Here is a 23,182-nt window from a genome sequence, read left to right on the forward strand (position 1 = left end):
GCGAAGGATCACTGCGCACCTGGCGCGGCTCCCTGGACAGCCGAGACCGGTTCCACCGGGCGTAGCGGAAGCGTGCGGATAGTCTCCCACCGGTAGGCCCTGCCCTGGCGGCGGAGCCTCACAAGGTCCACTGACGAGACGTCGAGGCCTACCGGGGGAAGCGACCGCAGTTGCGACACCACGTCGATGACTGGCGCCGCCGACCGCTCGGCGTTGTTGTAAGCCACTCCGAGATGTGGCCGGAAGGCGCTGGTCGGCTTGCCGCCGGGTACGCCAGCTTGAGCGCCGAGCGTACAGAGCGCGGCGTGGAGACCGACGAGCGGCCTCCACGGGGTGAGGCTGAAGCGGACGGCACCACGCGAGCCGGCAAGAGGATGAGCCAGGATGCGGAACCCGCTGACGGGCAGGTGCTCCGCCAGGGAGATCAGGTGCTCAAGCTGAGGCTGAGATACCTGTTCCGCGGCGCCGATCCGGAGCATGGTGACGTGCAGACCGTCGGCGGGGACCGGGTCCATGCCGAGGCGCTCGAGCGCGCCCTGGCAGTGCTCGGCGCGCCGCAACAGGGCAGAGGCGTCGGCGAACGTCAGCATCCAGTAGTAGGCGTGCTGCTGTTCCGACCATCCCGGGCGGTCCCAATGGTTCTTCATGCGGTCGACAGCTTGGAAGGCCCGCCAGTCGTGCTCGACGATCACGCTGGAGTCGTCGAGGTCGGCGGGGGGAGCGCAGGGGAAGGCCCTGGTGTCGACGGCCAGCTCGGGCGCCACGGATCTCCTAGGTATGTCAAGGCGCGATCTGAGCGCGCGAGCCGACCACGATCATTCCGGCCTGCGGCTGTGCCCGCCACGTCCGCAGCTCCTCGGCATAGTCCCCCACATCAGGTTCGTCATGCCACCGCTCGGCGCATTGGTAGAGCTCGTTCGCGCGTTCCCAAACAGATCTGATGGGCGCTGGGCCGCCGGACCTGAGGGCTCGGCGGCCCAACGCCATGGCCTGCTCGACATCGGGAGACGGCTGCTGGAGCAGGGCCGTTGCCCGATCAAGGCCTACCAGGGCGCGGCTCCAGTTGGAGTCGGAGTGTGCGATCAGCTCGTCGATCTGTTCCGCGTGCGCCAGAACCTCGGCTGTGTCGCCGAGTGAGAGGCGTGTAGTGATGGCGTTGGCCAAGGTGCGGGCCATGGAGTAAGGCTCGAAGCTGATGCAGGATGTGAGGCCGCCCGGCAGGGCGGATTGCCGGTCGGAGAGCTCCAGAGCCTGGCCGATCGCCTGCTCGGCACCACCGCGGTCATCGAGTCGGGCGAGCGCGCGAGAGCGCCCGTTGACGAGCAGCCGGATCGCCTGCGGGTTGTCCGGTGCCAGAGCGATTCCGGCCAGGGCCGCGTCGTCGGCCTCCGCGTACCGCTTCTGGTAGTAGAGGCCCAGAGACCGGGTCCCGCTCGCCCACATCTCCATGGGGACGTCGCCGACCTCGCGTGCCAGGGACTCCGCCTCCGAGCAGTACGCGTCCACCAGGTCATAGGTCGCACCAGCGTTGACGGCCATGTACCCCAGCAGTCCGGCGGCCTGGGAAGCGAGGCGAAAGAGTTCCGCACGGACCCGCGGGGGCTGCTGGCCGGCCAGGACGCCGTGCAGCATTTCGCGCACGACTCGCGCTTCGCCCGCCAGCTGCTGAGGCCCCTGCGCCTCGTAGCGGTCGATGATGCCCGAGATGGATCGTCTCATCATCACCAGGACCGGGTTGTCCGCGTTGGAGCTGGTCAGCTTGTGCGTCTGGGCGACGATGGCCAGCGGATCGTCGAAGCCGAGGCTTGCCGCCGGGGCGCTGATGATGGCAGCGCTGACCCGGCGTGAGGCCAGCGCTCCCGGTTCCACGGGCTCGAAGAGCCGCTCGGCGGACATGTTGAACATGTAGCGGAGTACGAGGTAGGCGTCCCGTCGGGGCGTGCCCTTGATCGAGCCGCGGCGGCCCATCCACCGGTCGAAACTGCTGCGGGACACGTCGACGCGGGCGAGCCGGGGATCGCTCTCTTTCTCGGCGGCGCGTGCCGCGGCCTTGGCGAAGTGGATGCAGAACTTCTCGTACGAATCCCACTGGTTTTCCTGGACCAGGAGTGCGAACCGCGTGGTGCTCGTGCTGGTCAACGGGTTCCCCCCTCGGGATCGGTGCGGGTGGTCGGCTGCTGCCCCTCATGTGCAGGAGCGGGGTTCCGGTTCCAAGGCGGCTGCCCGTCCTGGAGGTAGCGCGGGACGCCCGTTCGCAGGGCGACCAGAGCCTGCTCCGCTCGGCGCCGCTGACGGTCCCGGAGCAGCGATAGCGCCTGGTCTTCGGGGAAGAATGCGCACTCCGAAAGTTCCTCGTCGTGCGGTCGCAGCGTTGCACACATGTCCCAGGGCAGTTGCCCAGCGTCGAAGACGAACGCCATGAGGTCGTCCCACGGTCCGTGGGGAGGCACCCAGTCGATGCACAGGAGGGCGAACGGCGTGACGTCGAGGCCGAGTTCCTCGCCGAGTTCCCGCCGCACGGCATCGGAGGGGGCTTCGTTGGACTCAGCCATCCCTCCGGGAAGGTCCCAGCCCGGCTTGTAGGTGGGCCTGACCAGGAGGAGCCGGCCGTCGGGATCGCGAAGCAACGCGTCAGCAGTCACCCGTTTGCGGGCCTGCTTGGCATTGCCCTCGGCGAGGTAGGCATCCCACTCGGGCGTTCCGGGAGGAGGTGGTTTCGTCATGGACGCCTACTCGTTCCGGGGCGGGCATCGAAGCTGGCGAGCAGTGCCGACCGGCGGCGGTTGACGTGGGACAACTGCTCCAGCAAGTCACGGACTTGCGGGACACCGTGAAAGGGAGCTAGGGCCCGCTTGAAGGCGTGCAGGTGTTCGGTGATCCGCGACGATCCGAGCGGCTCACAGGCGGTCAGAAGCTGCACCCCGGTGGCACAGGCCGCTTCGAGATCCCCGTTTTGAACGAGAAGTGCGGCCAGCGCGGATTGGCTGAAGGCCCGACTACGTGCGCGGTCCTCTCCACGCAGCGCCACAGCGCGCTCGGCCTCGGCGGTTGCCGCACTGAGCATCCCTAGGTCCCGCAGGGCGAGCGCTGACTCGCTGGCGAGTGCGGCCTGGTCAAAGGGGGCAACCCAATGCGGGGCCGGTGCGGTCGAGGCACCTTCCAGAGCTGCCCCCGCTGCCTCCAGAGCTCGCTGGGCGGCTACGTCGTCCCCAAGCTGGGCCTGAGCACGGCCCTCCATGGCGTGAAGGCGCGCGGTGAGCACCGGGATGGGCTTGATGTTCGCCATGCGCTCGTGCCCGCGGCGCGCTAGGCTCAGCGCTTGGTCGACGTTGCCGAGTTGCAGCGCCAAGTGGCTCGTGCTCGCCAGGACGTTTGCTCCTACAGACGGCTCGGGAGTCGCATGCGCGAGACCGAAAGCCATGGTGAAGTGTTCGGAGGCCTCTGCATTGCGCCCAAGGTCGTGAGCCATCCAGCCCGCCATCTCCGTGAGAACAGCCGCGGCTAGGAACACGTCAGCACTGTGGGGCCGCCCTTTGGGCTCGAACAGATCAACTGCGATAGAGGTCTGGAGATACTGCTGGAGAGACGAGTAGACATGCCCGGCGCCGAGTTGACGGTCCACGTGCCTGAACGACTCCACGGCCCCCAAGTACGGAAACGGGCCAGTGCTCTCGGCCGGTGTGGCTCCCGGCAGCGCGAGTAAGGGCGCTAGGGCAGCGGCCGGCATACCCTGACCGGCGGGCTCGGACGCCGCGTCATCGGATGTACCCCGGGTCTCGCCTATTGGCGATCCAAACAGTGCCACGGCCGGCTCGCCGAGCAGATGTTCCAGCACACGGCAGGTAGGAGGCCAGGGCATCCTCTTGAGGTCCCCGGCCATCCACCGGTCGAAACTGCGGGACGAGACCGTTACCGCCGCCAGCCGCGGGTCGCCGTCAATACGGGCAACGTCACGGGCGGCACGCTGGAAGTGGATGCAGAACGTGGCGAACACCGTCCAGTGGTTCTCCTCGACCAACTGCCGGAACCGCGTCGCGCGCCGCATCGCCTTCTCCTCGGATCAGTTCGTCTCGCTGAAGGTGAGCAGAGGAACGTCATACAGATGCGGGTTCCGCGGCCGGGTCACCGCAGGGGCGGTCCACTCTTCGATGACGAGCTCGCTGATGAACTGCACGGTGCCACCCAGCAGATGACTGGTTCGCCCATCGGCTGAGGCTCCCTTGAGGCCGGCGGAAACATGAATGTGAGGTGCGACCCGGCTGTTCACGGTGTCCCACGCGAGCGTGCCAGCTCCGAGAACCTCCAGGGTCTCGACCTTGATCTCGTCCCACAGCGGACGCTCCGGATGTTCGAGCGGGTCGCACGAGCCCACCAGCCGGACACTGCTGAAGCCGCCGATGAACGTCGGGATGTGGCCAGCCCGGATCCCGGTGTCACGGCAGAACGCGTCCAGCGCAGGGAAGAAGTCTTCGCCGTGATCGAAAGCGACGGCGAACCGTCGGCCAGTGGTGACTTCGGTGGCACGCATGTGGCTCCTGGATCTCCGAATCGGATCTTGTGGTGGGGAATCAGCGTCGACGGGCTTCGAAGGCGTCTCTGATCTCCGGCAGCTCCGCTCCGGAGCGTAGGAGAGCCAGAAGGAGGAGCCGGGCCTTGCGCGGCTCCAGGTCGCCGCCGTTGATGAGGCCTCGCTTGAGCAGGTCGGTCTCGGAGCCGGGGCCGAAATGGTAGGTGCTGGACAGGATGCTTCCCGCACCGGTGCGGGAAGCAAGGACGACCGGTGCACGGGCTGCCAGGTCGCCCAGCGGTTCAGCCCACGTCTTGGGGGTGTGCCCGGCCCCGAAGGCTGCGATGACCAGCCCGTCCGCCAGGCCGGCGGCGGCGTTCAGAAGAGCTGCGGAAGCGCCCAGGTTCGCCTCGATCACCTCCACAGACGCCGGACGAACCCATGGCAGTCCCACAGGCGTCTGCCGCGGCACGGCGAAGGGGAAGCGGGGCTGGTCTTCCACCACGTACCCGACGGGACCGGCTCCGGGTGAGGCGAAGGCCGAGGTGCTGGTGCTGTGAACCTTCTGCACATGGCGGGCGGCGTGCAGTTCGTCGGCGAAGGCGACGAGTACGCCGAGGCCGCGCGCGGAAGGGCTCGCCGCGGTACGCACAGCGGCCAGGAGATTGGCGGGACCGTCGGCGCCGGGCATCTCCGCCGTGCGCATGGCGCCTGTGATCACGACTGGGGCTTCCCCGGTGTACAGGAGGTCGAGGAGGAAGGCGGTCTCCTCCAACGTGTCGGTGCCCTGGGTGATGACGAAGCCGGCCGTGCCGGATTGCGCCCGCTGGTTCAGGAGATCTGCGACAGCGACGATGTCGTCAATCTCCAGCCAAGCGCCGGGGGTCTGCCGAAAGTCCTGCAACTCCAGCGTCGCTGCCTCGGCCAGGTCCGGAACAGAGGCCACGAGATCGGCCGCCCTCAGACGGGGGGCCGCCCCGCCTCCACCGCTCGGTGCCGACATGGCGATCGTGCCGCCGAGTGAAAGCACCAGGACGGTGGGGCGCAGGGCCCGGGGGGTGGAGATCACGGCGGCTGCCTTTCGGGGAAGTGGATCACGCAGTATGGGTCAGCGTCGGGGCCCTCAACGGTCCGGGGCAAGGGCCCCGAGGAACTGGAAGACATCGTCGAGTGCGCTCACACTGAGGTGCCGACTGCGTGGACGCACGATGCTCGCTGTTCCGCACTCACTCAACTCCCGGCATCGGCGAACCAGCCACGGCCACGGGATGTCCAGAAAACCAGCCAGTGTCCGCAACCGGGCTTCCGGGTCAGGGCCTGTCGCCACGCTGTGCGCGTGCGCCTCGTTGAAGGCCTCGTGATACGCCCGCAGTGCGGGGCGCTGAGTGACGGTATCCGCGGCCCAGATCGCCTCGGTGCGAACCCAGTTGGCGACGGCTGCACGCTGACTCGGTACCAGCGCGAATCCGTCGACCTCGGAGTACTCCGGATCAGCGAGAACGTCGACCTTGATTCCGTACAGCTCCATCAGGGCGATAGCCAGAATCAGCAGGATGCGTTCGTACCGGCTGCTGCGGGTCACCTCGCCCTCCGGAATGCAGAAGACCCGGACCATGGGCGTCGCCGCGTCGGTGTACTCGGCTGCCAGTGCCTTGAGATATTCGGCTTTGTGACGGAACCACAGCCACGGGGCGGCCTGCTCGCCGGTCTGTTCCCGCGTCCAGAAGACAGGGGGTGCCGTCACCCCATCGAGTCGCCGCATTATGTGCCGCGCGCAGAACACAGATCCGAGCCACTGTGCTCCGGCCGTCGTGAGATCGGGCAGCGTCACCCGGCTCGGCGCGGAACGCGGCAGCGAGAGGTAGGTGTCCAGCGCCTCCTGTTCCTCGGCGAGGGCGAGGTCGTCCGCCAGGAGCCCGTCATCGAGCTGAACCAGGGACCACAGCAGTCCGTACGTCAGATCGTCCAGCAGGTGCGCGGCCGGCAGGGCAAGCACCTCGGCGTCGGAAGACACCGTCAGCGCGCGGCGGGCGTTCGCCGCGTCGATCACGTAGAGCTGGGTGTCGTCGCCCTGCTCAGCGACGCCTACGAGCATCCCGCGGCGGGCCGGTCGTAAGAACTGATGCAGCGCTGGGTCGGAGGCTTCGATATAGACGGAGCTGTCCCGGACCGTGGCAGCCCGAATGCCGATCGCAGCGGTTGTGCCGTCGAGCACCTGCCGACCAGCAAGTTGCCACGAGTCGGCGACTTCATCGGAACTGGACAGGAACACCCTGCTGGTGGGCCAGCGCTCGGTGATCGTGGCGGCCGCACGTATGTCTCCCCGGCTGTGCGGCAAGGAACGCACCTGCATGACGGACGGCGCGGGACTGAACAAGTCGGAACAGGGGACTCCGAACAGGCGCTCCAGAATTAACGCCGCATCTGGCCAGGGCTGTCCGAACCAGCAGCCCTTCGCCCACCGGTCAAAGGTGGAACGTGAGACCGAGACGGTCGCCAGGCGCGGCGAGTCGGTCTCGTTGGCCAGCTCCCGTGCGGTCCGCTCGAAGTGGGTGCAGAAGACCACCCATCGGTCCCATCGGCGTTCTTCAAGGAGAACGCGGAACAACGTGGGGCGGGCGGACATCGCGGACCTTCCTGGGGCGAAGGCGGGGGAGCGTGCATCCGGGCTACGTGAGCTGGGTCACCACGCAACTATGCTCGCTACTCTGTGGCGTTGGCAAGCCTCACTCTGCAACCTGCATAGTTCGGGCTGCAGTCTGTTCGCCTCGTGGGTGCCGTGGCACACTTCAGCGAACGACAGCTGTCGGCCGAAGGGGAGAGGAACCGGCGTGAGCGAACCGAAGTCCGCCCCGACCGTGCTGGCCATCGTCTTGGGCCGGCGCCTGGCCGCCCTGCGCGAGGCGGCCGGCTTCACCGCTGCTCAGGCCGCCAAGCCCCTGCGGATCGCGCCGACGACGGTCACCAGGATGGAGAAGGCCGAGACCTCCCTGAAGTACGCCACCGTCAAGACGCTTCTCGAGATCTACGGCGTCCCCCAGGCCGAGATCCAGGAATTTCTCGCCCTCCTTGACCAAGCGAGTACGCCCGGCTGGTGGCAGAGTTTCCGGGAGGTACTCCCGGGCTGGTTCGGGGTGCACGTATCGCTGGAGGGGGCTGCGACCAGCCTCCGCGGCTACGAGCCTGGAGTCATCCCTGGTCTGCTGCAGACACCCGGATACGCCCGCGCCGTCATGGAGCGAGGACTCCCTCGCATGGCGCCTGACGTTCTTGCACGAAGCGTCGACCTGCGCATCAAGCGCCAGGAGATCCTCACGCGCGAGAAGCCGGCCCCACCCCAGCTGTGGGTTGTAACGGACGAGACGAGCCTACGGCGCCCCGTCGGCGATGCGGCCGTCATGCGCGAGCAGATCGAGCACCTCTTGGATGTGACCGACCTCCCGAACGTCACACTGCAGGTGTGCCCCTTTGCAGCAGGGCTCCACCCAGGCGCCTTCGGGCCTTTCACCATCTTCCGATTCGAAATCCCCGAACTTCCCGACATCGTCTGCACCGACAGCCTGAGCCGCGCCGGATACAGCGAGGACAAGGAAGAAGTCGCCCTGTTCCGTGAAGCGCTGGGCGAGATGAGTGTGTACGCATTCTCAAAGCAAGAAACCAAGAAATGCCTTGGTGATATTCGCAAGGAGCTGTACCTATGAGTCACGTCCTCCGCGCCGCCACAGAGCTTGGAGCGGCAGAGTGGGTGAAGCCTTGGAGTGGTAGCAACGCCGGAAACTGCGTGGAGGCGAAGCCCCTCGACGATGGCCGTGTGGCGCTGCGCCAGTCGACCGACCCTGACGGCCCCGCGCTGATCTACACGCGGGGAGAAATCGCGGCCTTCATTATCGGGGCAAAGGCCGGGGATGCGGATTTTCTTCTCTCTTGAGCCCCGCGTAGCTCGCAATGCCGCGTCAAAAATCCGAACGAAGGGCAAATAGAATAGCGATGACATTAAAGCCCATCGATACCAGCTGGCCCCACCCGGCCCGCATGTACGACTACTACCTCGGCGGCAAGGACAGTTACCCGGTCGACGAGGAGGCTGCCGAGAGGGTCATATCGCTCCTGCCGGCCATCAGGATCGCCGCCCGCACCAATAGGAGCTTCATGAATCGGGCTGCCCGGCTCCTCGCTGACCGTGGGGTGTATCAGTTCCTCGACATTGGAACCGGCATCCCGACCGAACCCAACCTTCACCAGGTCGTCCAAGCGGTCAACCCGCAATCACGCGTGGTATACGTCGATAACGACCCCGTCGTTCTCCGCCATGCGGAGGCACTCCTGCGGAGCACGCCCGAGGGAGCAACGAAGTACATCGAGGCGGACGTCCGCGAGCCCGAGATGATCATCGAAGGCGCCCAGGAGACCCTCAACTTCGACGAGCCTGTCGCCCTCTCGCTCGTGGCCCTCTTGCACTTCGTCTCCGACGAGTACGAGCCCTACGACCTCGTCAACGATCTTTTGGCCCCGCTCCCCTCGGGTAGTTTCCTCATGCTCTCGCACGTCACGGGCGACTTCGACCCCGCAGGGTGGGCCAAGGCCGTCGACATTTACCGGAAGAGCGGCGTCCCTGCGCAGGTGCGCTCGCGTGACGAATTCAGCAAGTTCTTCACGGGACTCGACTTGATCGACCCGGGTGTCCAGCTCGTCACCGACTGGCACCCGGATTCTGACCAGGAGTTCATCGACGAACAGGTGCCCCTCTATGTCGGTGTCGCGCAAAAGCCGTAGGAAGAAGATGTCATGCTTAGGCCGTTCTGTGCCTCTCAGGCGCAGTACGTCGCCGATCAGCTGATTTATCAGGCCACGCGATGACGGTCGGTTGCGCGGCTCTCATTGTGCTCGTGTTCCTCGAGTTCGCTGTATTCGTCTGCTCCAGCGGCCCGTCCATGTGGCTGGCCTCGGTGAACCGGACGGCCCGGTCGAGGGCCGCCCAGACCATGATCTTGGAGTGGACGAAGTGCCGGCGCGGTCCGCGGATCTCCCAGATCCCCTCGTCCGGCTCCCGCCACAGCTTCTCCACGCACCGGACGAGCCCGGTGATTAGCGGTGTTACCGCCGGCACCAGGTCCGGATAGTGCTGAGGACGCCGCCTCACCTTGGCGCGCTGCCCCTTCACGCCACTGAAGCGGTCCTGCCGCTGCGCGTTCACAGATGGCCCGTCTCTGGAGCGGAGACGGGCCCTTCTGGTTCTCATCTCCCGATCGCGGTCTCCATCGAAACGGATACCGCAGCCGTGCCGTGCAATGACCGCGATAGGAATCGAGCTGCTTTCATCGCATTCGATAGCGCATTTCTGGCGGGGGGTGTCAGCGGACTCTCCGGGGGTCCTGGCATCGGAATGCCTGAGACAACACGGGCACCGAGCTCGGGAATGCGTTCTGCCTTGCGTTCCAAGGCGTACGAGGGGAGGCCTCTGGGGGGCGACACCTTTCGAATGAGCTGGAAGTTCTGCTGCTGGTAGTAGGCGGCGAGTGCTGGGGAGCTGCAGTCCCGGCGTACGCGGCTGACGCCCTCGCGTGCAGCGCGGTCGACCGCCCATTCCGCGATGAGCGTGCCGAGCTTGCGGTGGCGTTCGGCAGGGTCGGTGACGGTGCCGTTGAGGTAGTAGGCAGTGTCGGCGGCTTCGGCCGCGGTCCAGGTCCAGGGCGCGGACGTCCGCAGGATCGTGGTGCAGCCCAGGATCCGGTTGTCATGTTCGGTGAGGACCCACATCTCGCTTTGGCGGCGTGTGCAGTTGCTGGCCAGCTCGTGGACGTGTCGTCCCCAGCTGCGCCAGTTCGGGAGCTGGTTGGCCTTCATCCAGTCGGAGCGTGCCTGGATCATCGCGGTGAGGCCGGTCTGGTCAGCTGGCGTGGCGGGGCGCATTGAAAGCATGGGGTCCGCTCCTGTGTGCTCGTCCATGAGCGGTCGGCAGTCTGGTGGTCCGGTCGGCACCTTAGACGTCTACTGCCTGGTAGGCACACCGGTCCTCTGAGCTCTGGGCCAGATCGTCATGTGTGGTCTTCCCCGTATGCGGCGGGATGCCCTGAAAGCGTTCTCTGGTAGTCCGTCACCTTGTCGATGTCAGGCTGCGGCAGGCCGTGAGCGCAGGAGCCCGTCGGTGAGGCGCTGGGCGAGGAGAGCGGACTGGAGGGCGCCGGCGGGGCCGGGTGCGGAGTGACGAGGAACTGAGATTCAAGGTGCCCGTCCTGGGACTCGATCGCCCGGTCGGCGGCTCTCGGGCTCGGACCGGCGGAAGACCATCTGCGGGATGGGAGCCGGTTTCCGGGTGCGGGGTACGCGGACGGCGGCCCGGGTTCGCAGGGGGGCCGGGCCGCCGTCGCGTCGTCCTGGACCTGTTCGTAGTGACGGCTCAGGCGTTGGATGGGCCGGGAGAGCTCGGGTCGGGCGTCTCTGCCGGCAGGGTCGGGGTCAGTCCAGATGCATCGGTACGTTGATGTACTGGGCGGCGACCCAGCCCTTCTTGCCCTTGTGGGCTCCGGACTTCACCGTGACGTAGCCCCAGGCGCCGGGCTTGCCGTTGTCGCCCTTGTTGCACTGCCAGTACACGTCGGTGCCCCTGGAGAGCTGACCGGTGGCGGTGTAGCCGGTGCCAGGGGCCGTGCGGAACTTCACTGTCGTGTACACGTCGGTGTTCAGCTTGATCTGGTGGGTGCAGGCTCCACTGCCGACCGTCGCGGCGCTGGCGGTGGAGGCGGTGGCGACGGCGCCGCCGAGGAGCAGCGCGCCGGTGGTTGCCACGGTCGCGACGCGGCGGGTGAGGGTGTTCATGTGCGGCTCTTCCTAGCCTCGCGCTTTCATGAAGCGTGCTGTCCGGCAGGTGATCAGGCAAGCAGAAAGTGCCCCTGACCAGCGAGAATAAGGATTGCTGAGGTCCTTGTTCCCGCCCCTGTCGGAGGCACTTTCCAGGTGAAGCAGCCTATCGGGTCCTATCCCCATGTCCTTGTCCGGGATGACGGCCGCGCCGTGGTCTCGCAGGCCGGTTCGGTCCTGCTGGTCGAAACGGTCCGCAAGACCGGCCTCGACCAGGCCATATCCGCAGCACTCGCTCCCTGGCGGAAGCCGCGGGCCGTCCATGACCCGGGCAAGATACTCGTGGATCTTGCGGTGGCGGTCGCGCTGGGCGGGGACTGCCTCGCCGACATCGCGATGCTGCGGGCAGAGCCGGCCGTGTTCGGGCCGGTCGCCTCCGACCCGACGGTCTCCCGTCTGGTCGACATCCTCGCCACCGCGGGCAAGGAAGCACTGACCGCGATCCGCTCCGCACGATCCGAAGTACGCCAACTCGCCTGGACGTTGGCCGGCAATCGGGCACCGAACACCGGTGGGCAGGTGATCGTGGATCTGGACGGAGTCCTGGTCGTCTCCCACTCCGACAAGCAAGATGCCGCCCCGACCTGGAAGAAGACCTACGGTCACCACCCGCTGATGGGGTTCGTCGACCACGGGCCGGGCGGAACCGGCGAACCCGTCGCCGCTCTGCTCAGGCCCGGGAACGCGGGCTCGAACACTGCCGCCGACCACATCGAGGCCACCCGCCTCGCCCTGACCCAACTGCCGAAGAAGTACCGGCGCGGGCGGCAGACCCTGATCCGCTGCGACTCCGCGGGAGGCACCCACGAGTTCGTGGCCTGGCTTGCCCGGCGCGGACGCTGGCTGTCCTACTCCGTCGGCATGGTAATCACCGGAGCCATCCACCAGCACGTCCTGAAAATCCCGGCATCCGCCTGGACCCCGGCCCTCGAGACCGGCGGCGAGGTCCGCGACGGAGCATGGGTCGCCGAACTCACCGGCGACATCCTTCAGGGCTGGCCGAAGGGCATGAGGCTGATCGTTCGCAAGGAACGGCCTCACCCCGGTGCCCAGTTGAGGATCACCGACGCGGATGGCATGCGGGTCACTTGCTTTGCCACCAACACCGCCGACCGCCCAATCGCCCAACTCGAGCTCCGTCACCGCCTGCGGGCCCGGGCCGAAGACCGAATCCGGGCCGCCCGCGCGACCGGACTGCGCAACCTGCCCCTGCACGACACCGCGCAGAACAAGATCTGGCTCGAGATCGTCCAGATCGCTCTCGACCTGCTGGCCTGGATGCCCATGCTCGCACTGACCGGCCAGGCCCGCCTCTGGGAGCCCCGCCGTCTGCGGTTCCGCCTGTTCTCCGCGGCCGGGCAACTCGTCACCACCGGCCGGCGCCGCATCCTCCGCCTCGCCCGCCACTGGCCCTGGACCGATGAGGTCACCACCGCCCTCGAACGTCTTGCACTCCTGCCCAACCCCGGCTGACCAGCAACCTTCCCGCCCCTATGAGGGAACCAGTCCAGACCGGAGCAGTGGAACCCGGCGTCCACCCGAGACGACACCCGGGCTTTCGGCCTGCCCACCACGAGCCACAGAAAGCGAAACGGTCCACCGACTACGTCGGCGGACCGTCACGAAAGATCGAGGCTAGTGTCGTCGGCCAGAATGCGCTCGCCGGGCCTGCGCAAGGCCTCACCATCACGGTGCCGGTGAGGCTGGCGGAGGCAGGCGAGGAATAGTCCGGAACGCGTCTCGTCTTGATTCAGGACTCGATCTTCGAGCCGCGTGGAAGACTTGACCAAGATCGGTTCATTCCGGGAAATCGAATTCCGGAACATCGAGGCCAGGTAGAAGGCGTTCCGGAAATCGATATTCAGGAAGAGCGATTACAGGAAGCGGAGTTTCCGACAGTTCAGGGTGGTCAGGACGCGGTGACGGAGACCGCCAGGGCCCCGATGACCATGTAGGGGCCGAAGGACACGTGCGTGCGACGGGCACGGCCGGCCGCCATCCGCACCACCTCCGAGACAGCGCCGACGACGAAGCCCGCAGCCGCTCCCCAGAACAGGACCGTCCAGCTGCTCCAGCCCAGAAGCGCCCCGATGGCCGGGGCGAACTTGGCGTCGCCGAAGCCCATGGCTCCGGCGAACACCATGGGGAGGAAGACGGCAGTGAGGACGGCAGCGCCGGCCGCCGCGCGGCCCAGGCTTCCAGGCTCGCTCGCAAGGGCGGCCGCGGTGAGCAGGACAAGCGTCCCGCCGCAGGCAGGGAGGGTGAGGACGTCGGGGAGCCGTTGCACGGCGAGGTCGATCAGTGCCAGCGCAACCCCGCACGCGGCCACCCAGTACTGGACTGCGGCGAACCATCCGCTCGCCCCACCCACGGCGATGGCGGCGAAGGCGGTCCCGGCCGCCGCCTCCGGCAGGAGCGGGCGCGGGCCGATCGCCTTCGCGCATGCCGGACAGCGCCCGGAGAGGGGCAAAACCGGCAGCCCGCGGTCGAGGACGGCGCTGCCGCAGTGCGGACAGCTGCTGCGTGCGGCCTCAGGCGCCGGCACAGACCGGGCGAAGATCACGGGGCGCGCCGCAGCGCCAGCCACGGCTCCGATGGCGGTGGTCAGGGCAACATTGAGGGCGGACAAGACAGACTCCTCGTTCGCGGCCCGGCCTCCCCGTGACGGGCCGGTGGGCTTCGACCCTATGGCCCGCGCGACCGTACCTTTCCGCCACGCCGCCGCCGTGGTTTCGGACGGGATCGGGATGGGGCGGAGCGCGTCAGGCCCCGCGTGCCCCGGCGTCAAGGGTCTCCGCCGCGCTGAGAGCCGCCAGGACCTGAGCCTGTCCCTCGGCCAGGGGCAGGGTTCCGGCGGCGACCGCCTCGGCGATCCGCGCCGCGTGCTCCAGCGCGATCGCCACGCCGGTCGGTTCCCGGTGCGCCGTGAGCAACGCGTACCCCGCGCGCAGTGCGGCCGCGAGGTTACCGCCGTGGTCTTCGGGGCCGTTCGCGGCCAGTGGCCGCAGCCACAGGTCGGTATGGGACTGCACGATCTGGGCGTAGGGGCGGTAGTCGGTGACGGTGCCGCACTGTCCGCCGGCACCGGCGGTGCTACGGCGTCCGGTCCAGTTGCTCGCCAGCCACCGGTGGCGCCGGCAGACCTCCAGCCGGTAGTCCACCGATCGGTCGCGGGCGCGGACGCGGCGTTCGATGACAACGGTCGACGGCTCGGTGCATGTGGTGATCTGGCGCAGGACCGGCACAGCGATACCCCCTCCTGGACACGGCTGAGGATCTGATCATCACCGTCGGAGGTGGAGGCCGTCGTCCACGAGTGGACGCTACTACTATGACCCAGCTCTCATCCTGGGAGCGGGGTACCGACCCCGAACAGGCTGCGCAGCGGGCACTCCAGCAGGCAGAGAAGGCCAAAGACTGGGGCTTCGCCATGCCGCCGGCCGTGCTGCTGTCGCAGCTCGTGGAAGGGGACGAGGAGAGTTTCAACCTGGCCCTGGCCGACGCGCTCGAAGCCCACCGCGACTACTACCAGGTCGCCGACCGCGCCGACGACCCGGACGCCTCGGTCAACCTCGACATCCTCGCCCTGGCCTGCCACGCCCGTCGCCGCGGCTGGGCCATCCGCGTCGAATTTCCCTACCTCCCGCAGCGCCTCCTGCAGTCCGCTGAACCCTTCTAGGGGCTGGTCGCAGCAGAACGCCCCCGCGCCGTCTCAGGCCTGCGCCGGCTTGCGGCCGCGCCCGCGCACACCACTACAGGCGGACGATGCGTCCGAGCGGGGCCCGTGGCTCGCGGCGGGAGGGGATGCGCCCGGTGAGCAGGATGAGGCGGGCGGCCCGGTGGCGTTGCCCGGCGTAGGGGGCCAGGAGTTCCAGCATCTCCGCGTCGCCGAGGCCGCGGCGGCCGGTGAGGACATAGCCGATGTGTCCGGGCAGGTGCAGATCGCCCGTGGTGAGGGCGTCGGAGCCCCGTTGGAACGTTGCAGTACCTCGGCGGCGGTCCATGGCCCGATCCCGGGCACGAGCTGGAGACGTCGCATGGCCTCCGGCAGGTCCATGTCGGCCGCTTCTTCGAGGCGCGGCGCGTAGCGGCAGGCGCGCAGGATCGCTGAGGCGCGCTTGTCGTCGACGCCCGCCTGGTGCCACTCCCATGACGGGATCATCGACCACTGCCGCGGCGTGGGCGAGACGCGCATGCCGTCGGGTGCGGGCCCGGGAGGGGCCTCGCCGTAGCGCAGCAGTAGTCGGCGTCAGGCCGTGAACGCTTCCCGGTGGAGACCTTCTGTTCCAGCACGCTGGCGACCAGGGCCTCCATGACGAGTCCGGTCCGCGTCAGGTGCAGCCCTGGGTTCCGGCGCACGGCCTGGGCGACGATCCGGTGCCGTGCCGTGAACTCGCCGGGCTCGTCCTCGGCGCCCAGCAGGGCCGGCAGTGTCTCCAGCGTGCAGTCGGCGCCAGGCCCCCACGCCTCACCGATGACCGCGCGCGATCCGGGCGACCGGCAGTCGCCGGGGCGGACGCCGGTCGGTGAGGTGCGCACGCAGCAGCGTGCTCGCGCTGCGCAGATAGTCGGTCTCGGCCGTGTAGGAGATCGCTACAGCGGTCGTGCGCTCCTCGCTCGGAGCGTCGTCCACGCGCTGGGCGGCGGCCCGGGCGGCATGACCCTGGGCGCTCAGCTCGGCGATCGCTCGATGCCAGCGGCTGCTCACCGGCCGCCCCCTTCTGTACCCGGTGTGGTGTCGCCCAGTGAGGCTACCCGCATGGTCCGATACACCACGCTCCCCGGCTCGGTCCTACCGGCCGGGGAGGTGCGAGTCAGACCAGTTCAGGCCGCCACCGGTTCGAGGGACCAGTTCAGGTCGACGTGGGTGGCACCCTCGCGGACCACGATGGGGCCGTGCTCCCTCTCCAGGCGGCGGTACTCGTTCCCGCCGGAGTTCGGGTTCTTGTACCCGGCCCACTTGCCGAGGTCGGCCTGCGACAGGGCGACGCCAGCGGCCTGGTGGGCGATGTAGATCCGCTCGGCGCGCTGCCGATGGGTGAGGTTTTTCGGCAACACCGAGAGGTCGATGTCGATTCTCAGCTCCTGAGTCTCTTCGTCTTCCTCGTCCCTCGGCGGGGTGTGCTGCTCGGCGACGGGCTTCTCGCGCTCGCGCTTCTCTTCCTGCTCCTTGTCTTCGTGCGCGTCCTCGCCACCACCTGGCCGTGACTTCTCATCCGGCTCGCTGGCGGGCGCGCCCTTGGCGGCAGACTCGACAGGCTCTCGCTCAGTTCCCGGCTCCGGCTCTGCCTCCGGCTCCGGAATGGCCGCCGGGCGGGGCTCCGCCGTGGGAGCTTCCGGAGTCTCCTCCGCAGCCGACGCCTGTTCGCCCTGCGAGCTGATGACCGGCGCGGACGCAGCAGTGGCCGGTGGCGTCACCGCGCTCACCAGGGGCTCTTCGATCTCCTCGACGGTGGCGGCACGCGGGGCACCGGCCGCCAGCGCGTTCACCGACGCCATCTCGGCCGGGGCGACGCGTTCCACGGTCACCTCCGCCGGGCCGGACGGTCGGGGGCGCTGGGAGCCGATCACGCGGACGTTGTCGACGGTCGCCAGCAGCTCGGACCGCCACGCCTTCCACATTTTGACCGGTGCGCCGATCGGCCAGGGCAGCCACAGCAGCAGGCTGTAGCCGCGGTCCTGGTCGGCCTTGCGGCGCTTCTGCCGGCCCATGATGACCTGCTCGATCTTGTAGAGCAGCATCTCGAGCAGGATCGCGTACACCAGCGGCGGCACCACGGCGAGGAACGCGCTGCCGGCTCCCGTTCCGGGGGCGTGGAGAAGGTTCATCGCCGCCGAGGCGGACACGAACGCGAGCAGCAGGATCCGCGTGATCGCGCTGGACCGCAGCGTCAGGGCCTCGAAGAAGCGGATGAGGGAGAGGCTGAGGGCGCCGGCGTCCAGGAGCAAGGCGAAGCCGGTCGCAGCGTCCCAGTCGCCGCCGTTGTGCGCGTGGGCATATTCGCGCTGCGCCCCGAAGGAGAGCCAGGCGGCGATGCCGGCGAGGACGAACATCATCAGGCAGCCGATGCCGAGCGCGATCACGGCGAGGCGGCGCTGCCAGGCGTGGCGGCGCTGGAGGGCGAGTTCGGCGCGCTCCTCGGCGGTGGCGTTCTGCTCGGCGGCCCTGCGGCGACTGCCCAGCAACAGGGCAGCGGTCGTCGCGGTCCCGATCCCTGCCACCGCGAGGCCGGCGGACAGCGACCACTGGAAGGTGGTCATCGGCAGCTCCCTTCCCTGGAGCGGGCCGCCGGGGTGGTGGGCTCGGCGGGCGGGACGGCGGCGTGCTGCCGGCGGCGGCTCATGTGCGCGGTCTCCTTCGTCGGACGGTCGGCCGAAGAGGCCCCTCGCTCTCTACAGGTGTGATCGAGCGGTGCGGTGTGACACCGGAGGTCGGTGAATCTCGGACGGACGGATCGTGGTCATGAGGCGGCGGACCCCAAAGTGGGCTGGATCCTCTCCCCTTTGAGGAGCGTGCGAAGCAGCCCGACGGTCTCGGGCGAGGAGTCGACGCCCTCCTCGGCGTTGATCCGGGCCAGCTGCGCGGCGGCGCGCTCCAGGCCCTCGCGGTCGCCCATCTCGTGGCAGATCGTGAAGAGGTCCCGGTAGAGCAGCTCCGACTGCGCGTCGACGAGCATGCCCTTGGTGACGGCCTGGGCCGCGGCCCGGTAGTCGCGGACGTGACGGCGGCGTTCGGCGAGCTCGTGGGCGACGTCGACGATCGCGCTGATCATCTCCTGGATGTCGGCCTCCGCCCAGGTGTACTTGGACGGGTCGACGTCCGCGAAGGGGCGGCCGCGTACGAGGGCCAGGGCATGGGCGAGGGCGATGTCGGCGTCCTGCCCGTCGTGGTGCATGCCCTGCTGGTACAGCTCCTTGAACCGGTCCCAGTCCGAGGTGACGGCGGGACCGAGCTGGTAGACACCGTCCGTGACGTCCGGGAGGTAGGCGCCGCGGGGGTCCTCGGCGGGCAGGTTGGGGTCCCGGCCCAGCCAGGAACGCAAGCGCGAGATCGCGGTGTTGCGGGTGCTGGCGGTCCTGCGCAGCCCAGGCCAGATCGCGTTGTCCAGCTCCTGGCGGCCCAGGCCCGGGTGGAGCACGAGCCAGGCGGCGATCTCCATGAGGTGGTTGCGCCGACCGCTGCTCACGCGGCCCTGCGTACCCGTCAGCGCCACCGGGCCGAGAACCTGGACCTGAGGGCCTTCGGGCTCGGCAGGCGGAGTGGCCAGCGCGGCCAGGATGGTGGACGTCGCGGCGCTCGGCCGGGGGATGATCCGCGCGGGCGGTGCCGCCGCTGTCGCCGTGGCATCGGCGAGGGTGGCTGGGGACAGCGCGGACTCCGCGTCGTCGTCTTCCCCAGGCAGCGCCGGGCCTGCCTCTCCTGCTTCCTCGGCGGCCAGGTCCTCGCCGAGCGCGGCCGCGGACAGGCCAGATCCCGCCTCGTCGTCGTCCTCCGGCTGCAGGGGAGAGTCGTCTTCCTGTTCCGCCAGCACCTCTTCGAGGACCGTTTCGAAGTCCTCGTCCGGCTCGGGCTCGCCCCAGACGTCCGCACCGAGCGCGGAAGCAGCCTCGGAGTCCTCCTCCGGCTCAGGTTCGTCGTCCCAGCCGGAGGGCTCGGCCGGCGCGTTGCCGTCGCTCTCCTTGTCGCTCTCCTCGTCGTGCGCCTCGTCGGCGGCAGGCCCGGCGACCGCGGGGGACAGAGCGCTGCCCTCGTCCTCGTCGTCCGGGCGATCACCGTCGACCGGTCCCTCGTCGGACGAGAGGTGGGAGGAGGCCGTGAAGCTCGGCAGGGCGGTCGCCAGGTTGCTGCCCTGGACGGCGACTGTGGTGCTTACCCGGGGGGCTGCAGTGGCTTCCGGCGCGAGCGCGGAGGCCTCGGCGACCGGCGCCGCGGGGCGGGGGCCGTTGGTGTCAGCCGGGCCGGTGTGCCCGGTCCACGCCGGCGGGGCGACGTCATCGGTGCGGCTGGAGGTAGCGATCAGCTGGACGAGCCGGTCGTAGGAGTCGGCGTCCAGGTGCTGGAGCTTGACCGCGAGGCCCAGGTCGGGCAGTTCGACGATGCTGCCGGGCCGGGCGGGCAGGGTCCAGGCGCCCGGCAGGTCGAGTTCGCCGCCAGCGGCGGTGACGACCGCGACCGAGGTGCGGGGCCGGGAGGTGAGGAGGTCCTCGAGTTCGGTGGCCGCCGTGCCGGTGGGCGGCGCGGTGGCGATGAGGATGCGGGGGATCCAGGTGTCGCCGCCGTCCTCGCTGAGCCGGGCGGCCCGCAGGTGGTCGTGCCCGCCGTCGGCGAGGGCCTGGCGCTGGAAGGCGTCATGCGCCTGGAGGTCGGTGGTGGCGGTGCCGAGGTCTGCGTGGTGCTCGATCTGGTCGGGGTAGAGGTGGTGCAGGTCGCTGCCGGCGCCGGCGAGGGCGATCTGCGTGTCGGGCGCCAGCCGGGAGGAGGCGAGTTCGACGGCGAGGGCGAGCATGACCGCACGCACGTCGGCCGGGCTGCCGGCCAGGCGCAGCAGGCCAATGGCCTCCAGGTTGACCAGGACCGCGTCGCCGTCCTCGGTCTCGCCCAGGCTCACCAGGGCCGGATAGGGCACCGTGACGTCGGCGGCCTCGTCCTCGTCGAGGAGAGCCGCACCGCGGGCGGGGCAAGTCCACACCGTCGGGATGCCCTCGTTCTCGGTGAACGGCGCAACGGGCGGGGTGACGGCGGCCAGGTGGAGCTCGATGCCGCGTGCGGTGATGCGCATCGCCTCGACCTCGGGCAGAGGCTGGCCGGCCTGGAGGCAGTTGGCGGCCAGGGTGCGCAGGGCGCGGTCGGCGAGCGCAATGCCGGTGATGTCGGACGCCACACGCAGCTGCTTCTCGAAGTCGGCGGTCGCACCGGAGGGCATCGGGATACGCCGCTTGGGGCGCCGACGGCGCTGCTGGCGGGCGCGACGGGTCGCGACGACCGCGAGGACGGCCGCGGCCAGGATGCTCCCCGTCGCGGCGATGGTCCGCACGCTCTGGTCACCGCTGTCGGCGGTCTCCGCGGTCTCGTCCGTCTCGGGTGTCTGGGTGGGCGTGCCGTGCTGCTCCCGCTCACGGTCAGGTGCAGGGCTCTGCACGGCCGGCTGCTCCGTCGGGGTGTCCGGCCGGGCGGTCGGCTGCCCACCGCCCTGCCTGTCCTTGTCCGCGCCCTGACCGGGGGTCTGGGCAGTCTCGCCCTCGTCTCCCTTGTCGGCGCCCTGGCCGGGCGGCTGCGTCTGCTCTGCGCCGGGCCGCTCCTCGGCCTGGTCCGGGGCGGCGGGCTGCTCGTGCGGCGGCTGCGCCTTCTCCGGAGCTGAGTCGCTCTGGTCGCTGTCGTCGGTGCTGGCCGCGGCGGGAATCTGCAGCTTCCAGCCGGGGTAGATCTCGTCGGGGTCGGCGAGGACGCGCCCGTCGTCCTGCTTCACGCCCTTGTTCGCTTCGACAATCCTCGGGTAGGCGTCGGCGTCACCGAGCTCGTCCTCGGCGATGCCGGTCAGCGTCTCACCCGCGCGGACAGTGTGGGTCTGGTCGGTGGCGGCCGTGGAGCCGGAGGTCTGCGGACGGGCTCCGTCCTGATCGGTGGAAGGCGCGGGCGAGGCGTCGGCCGGCAGGCGCAGAATCCAGCCGGGCTGCAGGACGGTGGTGTCGGGGGTGACGAGGGAGCCGTCCGCCTGGCGTACGCCTTCGTTGGCGTCTACGATCCGGTGCCACTCGATTCCGGCGCCCAGACGCTTCTCTGCGATGTCCCAGAGGGTGTCGCCGTCCTGAACGTGGTGGACGGGGCCGTCCCAGGCGGCGGAAGAAGAAGCCGCGGCCTTGGTGGCGGTGGCCGCCGCAGAGTGGGCGTCGGCGGTAACGGTGGCCGTGGCCACGGTGGCGGGGGCGGCGCTGGCAGGTGATGCCATCGCCGTGCCGGTCGGCAGCAGGACGAGGATGCCGCCGACGAGGGCGCCGGCGAGCTGCTGGGATCCGCCGAGCATGCGGATCCGGGGCGCGCGGACGTTCCGCAGCGCGGCGCCCGTTTCCAAGACGACCGAGACCACGAAGCTCAGCCAGCCGTACCAGCCGATGAGGGTGACGGCGCCCAGGAACAGCTGGCCGGAGTCGGGGCTGGTGAGCGCGGCGGTGATCTCGTCGAAGCCGGGGACGTGGTCGGGCAGGACCCCGATGCCGAGCAGAACAGCGGGCACGCCCGCCAGGAGGGCGACCAGGGCCACCAGGGCGAAGAGGGCACGTATGAGTCGGGCTGCGGTACTGCGGTTTCTCATGATCGTCACCCTCGGTAGACCAGGTTGGCGCTGCCGTGGCCGGTGACGGTGCCGCTGGCGCCGCCTAGGAAGAGGGCGCGGTACGACTCGGTCACGGTCACTTCCAGGGACCCGCCGTCCTCGCTCACGCTCACCGTGCCGCTGACACCTTCGCGGCTGAGGTAGTTCCGCGCGGCGGCGACCGCGGCGTTGCGGTCGACGGTGATGCCTCCGCCGGAGATGGCCTTGCCCGCATCGACGGCCTGGCCGCCGGCCCGCGCGGCCTCGTGCGCGACGCCCTCGGCGTGGGTGAGGGCCCGCAGTTTGCCGGCGCCGTCGTAGACGAGCGCTGCCACGAGGAACAGCGCCACGACGGTGACGAGAACGAACAGGCTCATCGACCCGCGGTCGTCGCGCAGGGCGCGACGGATCCGGCGGGTGAACGCGAAGCGGGCGGGTGTCATGCGGTGGTCCTGTCAGCCGCGCTGGCGGTAGGAGTCGATTGACGAGGTAAAGCTGCTGGTCAGAGTCTTGGAACCGGGCAGTCCAGGCAGTCCGATGTCGGAGAGGCGGACCGTGCACGTCACCGTGGCGGTGGTGGAGGCCGGCTCGCCAATCCGTGCGGAGAACCCGCCGGTGGAGATGGAGATGGACGTGGAGGTGCACTCCAGCCTTTGCTGGCTCAGGACGCTGCGCGCCATCTGTGAACCGGCGCTGCTGGCCGAGCCGCCGCTGCGTTCCAGCGAGGCGGCGCGGGCGGCGTTGCGGGCGGCGGTGTCGACGGCGTTGCTGGCGGATCCGATGCGGCCGAACGCGATGACCAGCAAGAGCACCATGATGAGGACGGGAAACAGGATGACGGCTTCCAGCGACAGCGCGCCGCGGTCGTCCCTGAGCCTTCGGGCGATGGTCACCGGGCCTCCGTGATGCGCTCGGTGGCCGCGTCCGCGTGCTGGTCGATCTTGAGCTTCAGGCCGGGGATCATCGTGTCGACGTAGCCGGTGACGCGGATCCGCACCGTCTCCCCCTTGCTGCCGCTGACGGACAGACCCGAGATGCTGCTGCCTGCCCGGGAGAGAAAGTCGCGGGCCTCGGCGGTGCCGGTGCCTGCGGACGCCCCCCGGACGCGGGCCGATTCCACTCCCAGCTGGGCGGCCGACATCGCCACATTGCGCGCGTGCCACCACAGCCCGACGTGCACGACCAGCAGGATGGCCAGGAGCACGACGGGAAAGACGATCAGCATCTCCAGGGACAAGGCTCCGCGGTCCCGCACGTCGCGTTCTGCGAGCGCGCGGGACCAGCGCCGTACGGCCCTGCGGAGGCGGGTCACTTGATCGTTGCCGCCTTCTCGCTGACCTTGGTGGCGATGATGGCGACGGCCACGCCGGCAGCGACGACGAGACCGGCGATGATCATCATGGTCTCGATCGATATGGCGCCGCGGTCGTCGCGGACGTTGCGCAGCCGGTCGATCCGGGCGCTGAAGAATGCCTTCAGGAAGGTGAAGTTCGGGTCGGTACCCATC

Annotated in this window: 23 protein-coding genes and 2 pseudogenes; 5 read left to right on the forward strand and 20 right to left on the reverse strand. The window is 69.2% G+C overall.

Features of this window, described 5'->3' with window-relative positions:
* Window positions 1-8 precede the first annotated feature (8 nt).
* Genes ADK41_RS00760 through ADK41_RS00790 form a run of 7 tightly spaced genes read right to left on the reverse strand, consistent with a single transcriptional unit; the run spans window position 9 to window position 7,133 of the window.
* Window positions 9-764 carry a 2'-5' RNA ligase family protein gene (locus tag ADK41_RS00760; protein ID WP_030819503.1) on the reverse strand — a complete coding sequence of 252 codons (756 nt, stop codon included), beginning with the start codon at window positions 762-764 and terminating at the stop codon, window positions 9-11.
* Between the two features lie 16 nt (window positions 765-780).
* Window positions 781-2,139 carry a hypothetical protein gene (locus tag ADK41_RS00765; RefSeq protein WP_030819501.1) on the reverse strand — a complete coding sequence of 453 codons (1,359 nt, stop codon included), beginning with the start codon at window positions 2,137-2,139 and terminating at the stop codon, window positions 781-783.
* The gene (locus ADK41_RS00770; RefSeq protein ID WP_078661768.1) at window positions 2,136-2,723 is read right to left on the reverse strand and encodes an NUDIX domain-containing protein; all 588 of its coding nucleotides are present in this window, start codon (window positions 2,721-2,723) and stop codon (window positions 2,136-2,138) included. The genes ADK41_RS00765 and ADK41_RS00770 overlap by 4 nt, the downstream gene beginning before the upstream one ends.
* Complete coding sequence (locus tag ADK41_RS00775; RefSeq protein ID WP_051842863.1) at window positions 2,720-4,045, reverse strand: hypothetical protein; 1,326 nt, start codon at window positions 4,043-4,045, stop codon at window positions 2,720-2,722. The genes ADK41_RS00770 and ADK41_RS00775 overlap by 4 nt, the downstream gene beginning before the upstream one ends.
* 15 nt (window positions 4,046-4,060) lie before the next feature.
* Window positions 4,061-4,528 carry a PPC domain-containing DNA-binding protein gene (locus tag ADK41_RS00780; protein WP_030819495.1) on the reverse strand — a complete coding sequence of 156 codons (468 nt, stop codon included), beginning with the start codon at window positions 4,526-4,528 and terminating at the stop codon, window positions 4,061-4,063.
* Window positions 4,529-4,568: 40 nt separating this feature from the next.
* Window positions 4,569-5,576, reverse strand: a complete 1,008-nt coding sequence (locus ADK41_RS00785; RefSeq protein WP_030819493.1) for an asparaginase — start codon at window positions 5,574-5,576, stop codon at window positions 4,569-4,571.
* Between the two features lie 54 nt (window positions 5,577-5,630).
* On the reverse strand, window positions 5,631-7,133 hold the full coding sequence (locus ADK41_RS00790; protein WP_030819491.1) for a hypothetical protein: 1,503 nt from the start codon (window positions 7,131-7,133) through the stop codon (window positions 5,631-5,633).
* A gap of 205 nt (window positions 7,134-7,338) precedes the next feature.
* Between ADK41_RS00790 and ADK41_RS00795 the strand changes: the two genes are divergently transcribed.
* The 3 genes from ADK41_RS00795 to ADK41_RS00805 are packed head-to-tail and all read left to right on the forward strand — an operon-like array spanning window position 7,339 to window position 9,280.
* Complete coding sequence (locus tag ADK41_RS00795) at window positions 7,339-8,208, forward strand: helix-turn-helix domain-containing protein (protein WP_030819489.1); 870 nt, start codon at window positions 7,339-7,341, stop codon at window positions 8,206-8,208.
* Window positions 8,205-8,435 (forward strand): DUF397 domain-containing protein, encoded by a 231-nt coding sequence (locus tag ADK41_RS00800; protein ID WP_030819486.1) that lies wholly within the window; start codon window positions 8,205-8,207, stop codon window positions 8,433-8,435. Before ADK41_RS00795 ends, ADK41_RS00800 begins: the two co-directional genes overlap by 4 nt.
* A gap of 59 nt (window positions 8,436-8,494) precedes the next feature.
* Window positions 8,495-9,280: an SAM-dependent methyltransferase gene (locus tag ADK41_RS00805; protein ID WP_030819484.1), complete on the forward strand. Its 786-nt coding sequence runs from the start codon at window positions 8,495-8,497 to the stop codon at window positions 9,278-9,280.
* 139 nt (window positions 9,281-9,419) lie between these two features.
* Here ADK41_RS00805 and ADK41_RS42685 read toward each other — a convergent pair.
* The 3 genes and pseudogenes from ADK41_RS42685 to ADK41_RS00820 form a co-directional block, all read right to left on the reverse strand.
* Window positions 9,420-9,596: pseudogene (locus ADK41_RS42685) on the reverse strand (glycoside hydrolase family 15 protein); the annotation flags it as partial.
* Window positions 9,597-9,742: 146 nt separating this feature from the next.
* A complete protein-coding gene (locus ADK41_RS38550; protein ID WP_078661766.1) occupies window positions 9,743-10,426 on the reverse strand; it encodes a GNAT family N-acetyltransferase in 684 nt (227 codons plus the stop codon).
* Window positions 10,427-10,963: 537 nt separating this feature from the next.
* Window positions 10,964-11,323, reverse strand: a complete 360-nt coding sequence (locus ADK41_RS00820) for an SH3 domain-containing protein (protein ID WP_199822356.1) — start codon at window positions 11,321-11,323, stop codon at window positions 10,964-10,966.
* A 138-nt stretch (window positions 11,324-11,461) separates the two neighbouring features.
* Between ADK41_RS00820 and ADK41_RS00825 the strand changes: the two genes are divergently transcribed.
* Entirely contained in the window at window positions 11,462-12,838 is a 1,377-nt protein-coding gene (locus ADK41_RS00825; RefSeq protein ID WP_030819476.1) for an IS1380 family transposase, read from the forward strand.
* Window positions 12,839-13,274: 436 nt separating this feature from the next.
* On the opposite strand, the gene ADK41_RS38555 is transcribed toward ADK41_RS00825, so the two are convergent.
* Together ADK41_RS38555 and ADK41_RS00835 are read right to left on the reverse strand one after the other, a co-directional pair.
* Window positions 13,275-13,910, reverse strand: a complete 636-nt coding sequence (locus tag ADK41_RS38555; protein WP_234318547.1) for a prepilin peptidase — start codon at window positions 13,908-13,910, stop codon at window positions 13,275-13,277.
* Between the two features lie 217 nt (window positions 13,911-14,127).
* Window positions 14,128-14,610, reverse strand: a complete 483-nt coding sequence (locus ADK41_RS00835; RefSeq protein WP_030819472.1) for a hypothetical protein — start codon at window positions 14,608-14,610, stop codon at window positions 14,128-14,130.
* A 71-nt stretch (window positions 14,611-14,681) separates the two neighbouring features.
* Here ADK41_RS00835 and ADK41_RS00840 point away from each other — a divergent pair, with 71 nt between their 5' ends.
* Window positions 14,682-15,044 (forward strand): immunity 49 family protein, encoded by a 363-nt coding sequence (locus tag ADK41_RS00840; RefSeq protein WP_420706711.1) that lies wholly within the window; start codon window positions 14,682-14,684, stop codon window positions 15,042-15,044.
* Window positions 15,045-15,117: 73 nt separating this feature from the next.
* On the opposite strand, the pseudogene ADK41_RS38560 reads toward ADK41_RS00840, so the two are convergent.
* The 8 genes and pseudogenes from ADK41_RS38560 to ADK41_RS00880 all read right to left on the reverse strand — a co-directional run.
* Window positions 15,118-15,901 (reverse strand): annotated as a pseudogene (locus tag ADK41_RS38560) (DNA-3-methyladenine glycosylase family protein); the annotation flags it as partial.
* Window positions 15,834-16,073 carry a hypothetical protein gene (locus ADK41_RS00850; RefSeq protein ID WP_030819468.1) on the reverse strand — a complete coding sequence of 80 codons (240 nt, stop codon included), beginning with the start codon at window positions 16,071-16,073 and terminating at the stop codon, window positions 15,834-15,836. The gene ADK41_RS00850 and the pseudogene ADK41_RS38560, both read right to left, overlap by 68 nt.
* Window positions 16,074-16,189: 116 nt before the next feature.
* Window positions 16,190-17,626 carry a DUF2637 domain-containing protein gene (locus ADK41_RS00855; protein ID WP_030819466.1) on the reverse strand — a complete coding sequence of 479 codons (1,437 nt, stop codon included), beginning with the start codon at window positions 17,624-17,626 and terminating at the stop codon, window positions 16,190-16,192.
* Between the two features lie 200 nt (window positions 17,627-17,826).
* Window positions 17,827-21,675, reverse strand: coding sequence for a LysM peptidoglycan-binding domain-containing protein (locus ADK41_RS00860; protein WP_234318545.1), 3,849 nt, complete (start codon window positions 21,673-21,675; stop codon window positions 17,827-17,829).
* Between the two features lie 5 nt (window positions 21,676-21,680).
* Window positions 21,681-22,118, reverse strand: a complete 438-nt coding sequence (locus ADK41_RS00865) for a TadE/TadG family type IV pilus assembly protein (RefSeq protein WP_030381018.1) — start codon at window positions 22,116-22,118, stop codon at window positions 21,681-21,683.
* A 12-nt stretch (window positions 22,119-22,130) separates the two neighbouring features.
* On the reverse strand, window positions 22,131-22,568 hold the full coding sequence (locus tag ADK41_RS00870) for a TadE/TadG family type IV pilus assembly protein (RefSeq protein WP_030819456.1): 438 nt from the start codon (window positions 22,566-22,568) through the stop codon (window positions 22,131-22,133).
* Window positions 22,565-22,987 carry a TadE/TadG family type IV pilus assembly protein gene (locus ADK41_RS00875; protein ID WP_030819454.1) on the reverse strand — a complete coding sequence of 141 codons (423 nt, stop codon included), beginning with the start codon at window positions 22,985-22,987 and terminating at the stop codon, window positions 22,565-22,567. Before ADK41_RS00875 ends, ADK41_RS00870 begins: the two co-directional genes overlap by 4 nt.
* Entirely contained in the window at window positions 22,984-23,181 is a 198-nt protein-coding gene (locus ADK41_RS00880; RefSeq protein ID WP_030381015.1) for a hypothetical protein, read from the reverse strand. Before ADK41_RS00880 ends, ADK41_RS00875 begins: the two co-directional genes overlap by 4 nt.
* Window position 23,182 lies beyond the last annotated feature (1 nt).

This window comes from Streptomyces caelestis, from assembly GCF_001279005.1.
Classification (GTDB): domain Bacteria; phylum Actinomycetota; class Actinomycetes; order Streptomycetales; family Streptomycetaceae; genus Streptomyces; species Streptomyces heliomycini.

What these genes read in the sequence shown, in the direction of transcription:
- ADK41_RS00770 (WP_078661768.1), bottom strand. Translation starts at nt 2,723, where the DNA reads ATGACGAAACCACCTCCTCCCGGAACGCCCGAGTGGGATGCCTACCTC.
- ADK41_RS00775 (WP_051842863.1), bottom strand. Translation starts at nt 4,045, where the DNA reads ATGCGGCGCGCGACGCGGTTCCGGCAGTTGGTCGAGGAGAACCACTGG.
- ADK41_RS00780 (WP_030819495.1), bottom strand. Translation starts at nt 4,528, where the DNA reads ATGCGTGCCACCGAAGTCACCACTGGCCGACGGTTCGCCGTCGCTTTC.
- ADK41_RS00790 (WP_030819491.1), bottom strand. Translation starts at nt 7,133, where the DNA reads ATGTCCGCCCGCCCCACGTTGTTCCGCGTTCTCCTTGAAGAACGCCGA.
- ADK41_RS00800 (WP_030819486.1), top strand. Translation starts at nt 8,205, where the DNA reads ATGAGTCACGTCCTCCGCGCCGCCACAGAGCTTGGAGCGGCAGAGTGG.
- ADK41_RS00805 (WP_030819484.1), top strand. Translation starts at nt 8,495, where the DNA reads ATGACATTAAAGCCCATCGATACCAGCTGGCCCCACCCGGCCCGCATG.
- ADK41_RS38550 (WP_078661766.1), bottom strand. Translation starts at nt 10,426, where the DNA reads ATGCTTTCAATGCGCCCCGCCACGCCAGCTGACCAGACCGGCCTCACC.
- ADK41_RS00820 (WP_199822356.1), bottom strand. Translation starts at nt 11,323, where the DNA reads ATGAACACCCTCACCCGCCGCGTCGCGACCGTGGCAACCACCGGCGCG.
- ADK41_RS00855 (WP_030819466.1), bottom strand. Translation starts at nt 17,626, where the DNA reads ATGACCACCTTCCAGTGGTCGCTGTCCGCCGGCCTCGCGGTGGCAGGG.
- ADK41_RS00860 (WP_234318545.1), bottom strand. Translation starts at nt 21,675, where the DNA reads ATGAGAAACCGCAGTACCGCAGCCCGACTCATACGTGCCCTCTTCGCC.
- ADK41_RS00865 (WP_030381018.1), bottom strand. Translation starts at nt 22,118, where the DNA reads ATGACACCCGCCCGCTTCGCGTTCACCCGCCGGATCCGTCGCGCCCTG.
- ADK41_RS00880 (WP_030381015.1), bottom strand. Translation starts at nt 23,181, where the DNA reads ATGGGTACCGACCCGAACTTCACCTTCCTGAAGGCATTCTTCAGCGCC.